Origin of the sequence: Paenirhodobacter sp., from assembly GCF_050177655.1 — a bacterium.
In the GTDB taxonomy this organism is placed as follows: Bacteria; Pseudomonadota; Alphaproteobacteria; order Rhodobacterales; family Rhodobacteraceae; genus Rhodobacter.
On sequence record NZ_JBFXGV010000090.1, the window covers coordinates 1 to 2887 of the forward strand.

Here is a 2887-nt window from a genome sequence, read left to right on the forward strand (position 1 = left end):
CCGATCTCGGAGAACATCCCCGTCGTCGAGGTCGAGGCGCTGCTTTACAAGCACCCCGCCGTGCATCAGGTCGCGATCGTCGCCTATCCCGATGAACGCCTGGGGGAGCGCGCCTGCGCCTTCATCGTGCCGAAGCCGGGGCAAAGCGTTGATTTCGCGGGCATGATCGCCTTTCTCGAAGGGCAGCATCTGGCGAAGCAATACTTCCCCGAGCGGCTGGAGCTGCGTGAGAAGCTGCCTGCGACCGCCTCGGGCAAGATCCAGAAATTCGCCCTGCGCAATGAGCTGAAGGCCGAATACGAGGCGCGCCGCGCGCCGGCCACGACCTGAGCGGGGGCTCCGCGCCCCCCCATTCCCCGACTGTCCGAGAGGTTCCCATGACCGATCCGGTGCGCTTCACCGCGCAGCGCGGCATTGCGCGCATCACCATCGACAACCCGCCCGTCAACGTCACCGCCCAGCCGGTGCGCGCCGGGCTGAGCGCGGCGCTCGACGCGGCGCTGGCGGCGGGGGTTTCCCGCGTGGTGCTGACGGGCACCGGGCGCGCCTTCGTCGCCGGCGCCGATGCGAAGGAGTTCGACGCGCCCCCGGTCGCGCCGCATCTGCCCGATCTCGTCGCGCGGATCGCCGCCTTTCCGGTGCCGGTGATCGCCGCGATCAATGGCGCGGCGCTGGGCGGCGGGCTCGAACTGGCGCTGGCCTGTGCCGCGCGCGTGGCGGCGCCCGGCGCAACGCTCGGCCTGCCCGAGGTGACGCTGGGCGTGGTGCCCGGCGCGGGCGGCACGCAGCGGCTGGCGCGGCTTATCGGCCTTGCCCCGGCGCTGTCGCTGATTTCCGAGGGGCGCGTGATCGGCGCCGCCGCGGCGCTGCAGCTTGGCCTCGTCGATGCGCTGGCCGAAGATCCGGTCGCGGCGGCCGAAACCCTCGCGCTGCCCGCGCGCCCGGCGCCCGATGCGCTGCCCGCCCCCGCGCCCGATCCGGCGGCGGTCGAGGCCGCGCGGGTGCAGGCGGCGAAACGCGCGAAAGGGCAGCTGGCGCCGGGCCTTGCGATCGACCTCGTCGCCGCCTCGGCCACGCTTCCGCTTGTCGAGGGGCTGGCGCTCGAACGCGAGACCTTCCTGAGCCTGAAGACCTCGGACCAGGCCGCGGCGCTGCGCCATGTCTTCTTCGCCGAGCGCGCGGCGCTTGCCCGCGGCCGCGCGGGCGGCGCGGCGATCGAGACCGCCGTCGTCGTCGGCGGCGGCACGATGGGCGCGGCGATCGCCTATGCGCTCGCGGGCGTCGGCCTCTCGGTCGCGCTGGTCGAAACCGATGCGGCCGGGGCGGAGCGGGCGCGGGCGAATGTCGCCGCGCTCTACGCCGAGGCCGTGGCGCGCGGCAAATCCTCCCCCGAGGCGGCCGAGGCCGCCCAGGCCGCGCGCCACAGCTACCACCTGGGCTATGCCGATCTGCCCCCCGCCCAGATCGCGATCGAGGCGGTGTTCGAGGATCTCGCCGTGAAGAAACAGGTCTTCGCCGCGCTCGATGCCGCGCTGCCCGAGACCGCGATCCTGGCCACGAACACCTCCTATCTGAACCCCGACCGCATCGCCGAGGGGCTGCGCAATCCGGGCCGCTTCCTCGGGCTGCATTTCTTCTCGCCGGCCCATGTGATGAAGCTGGTCGAGGTGATCCGCGCCGCCACGACCACGCCCGAGACGCTGGCGACCGTGCTGCGGCTTACCGCGCGGCTGGGCAAGATCGCGGTGCCCGCGGGCGTCTGCGACGGCTTCATCGGCAACCGCATCCTCACCCGCTATCGCCAGATCTGCGACGTGATGCTGATCGAGGGCGCGCTGCCCGCGCAGGTCGATGCCGCGCTGCGCGGTTTCGGCATGGCGATGGGGCCCTATGAGGTGCAGGATCTGTCCGGCCTCGACATCGCCTATGCGAACCGCAACCGCATGGGATGGAGGGAAAAACCCGGGATCCGTTACATCGCCATCGCCGATCGCATCGTCGAGGAGACGGGGCGGCTCGGCCGCAAGACGGGGGCCGGCTGGTATGATTACGAGGGGGGCAAGCCCGTGCCCTCCGCCGCGATCAACCAGATCGTGGTCGCCGAAAGTTCGCGCGCGGGGATCACCCGGCGCCCCTTCGCCGACGAGGAGATCGTCGCGCGCGCCACCACCGCGATGATCGAGGAGGGCGCGCGTCTCCTGGGGGAGGGGATCGCGGAAAGCCCCTCCGACATCGACCTGGTGCTGGTGCATGGCTACGGCTTCCCGCGCTGGCGCGGCGGCCCGATGCACTATGCCGAACGGCTGGGTCTGTCCGGGATCTGCGCCCGGATCGAGAGTTTCGCCGCCGAAGATCCGCTCTCCTGGGCGCTGCCCGACATCCTGCGCCACGCGAGCGAGACCGGGCGCAGCCTCTCCGACCTTGCGAGGAAACCATGACCGACGCCTTTATCTGCGACTATATCCGCACGCCGATCGGCCGCTACGGCGGCGCGCTGGCGCCTGTGCGCACCGACGATCTGGCGGCGATCCCGCTTGCCGCGCTGCTTTCCCGCAACCCCGGGCTCAATCCGGCGGCGGTCGAGGAGGTCTGGATGGGCTGCGCCAATCAGGCGGGCGAGGACAACCGCAACGTCGCACGCATGGCGCTTTTGCTGGCCGGCCTGCCCGAGACGGTGCCGGGCGTCACGGTGAACCGGCTCTGCGGTTCGGGGCTCGAGGCGGTGGCGGCGGCCGCGCGCGCGGTGCAGGCGGGCGACATCGAGCTGGCGATTGCCGCCGGCGTCGAGAGCATGACCCGCGCCCCTTTCGTGATGCCGAAATCGGCCTCCGCCTGGGGGCGCGCGGCGGAGGTGCATGACACGACGATCGGCTGGCGCTTCGTCAAT

Annotated in this window: 3 protein-coding genes; all 3 read left to right on the top strand. The window is 71.9% G+C overall.

Annotation, left to right across the window (positions count from 1 at the left end; all coding sequences use genetic code 11):
• Positions 1-330: AMP-binding enzyme (locus AB7U46_RS17515; RefSeq protein ID WP_428338270.1), on the top strand; the 330-nt coding region annotated here is incomplete at its 5' end.
• A gap of 47 nt (positions 331-377) precedes the next feature.
• Positions 378-2438: a 3-hydroxyacyl-CoA dehydrogenase NAD-binding domain-containing protein gene (locus AB7U46_RS17520; RefSeq protein ID WP_428338271.1), complete on the top strand. Its 2061-nt coding sequence runs from the start codon at positions 378-380 to the stop codon at positions 2436-2438.
• Positions 2435-2887 (top strand): beta-ketoacyl synthase N-terminal-like domain-containing protein (locus AB7U46_RS17525; RefSeq protein ID WP_428338272.1); only part of this gene is annotated, 453 nt, incomplete at its 3' end. The genes AB7U46_RS17520 and AB7U46_RS17525, both read left to right, overlap by 4 nt.

Bases quoted from the DNA above. Each gene is read 5' to 3' on its own strand.
- AB7U46_RS17520 (WP_428338271.1), top strand. From the start codon at position 378: ATGACCGATCCGGTGCGCTTCACCGCGCAGCGCGGCATTGCGCGCATC.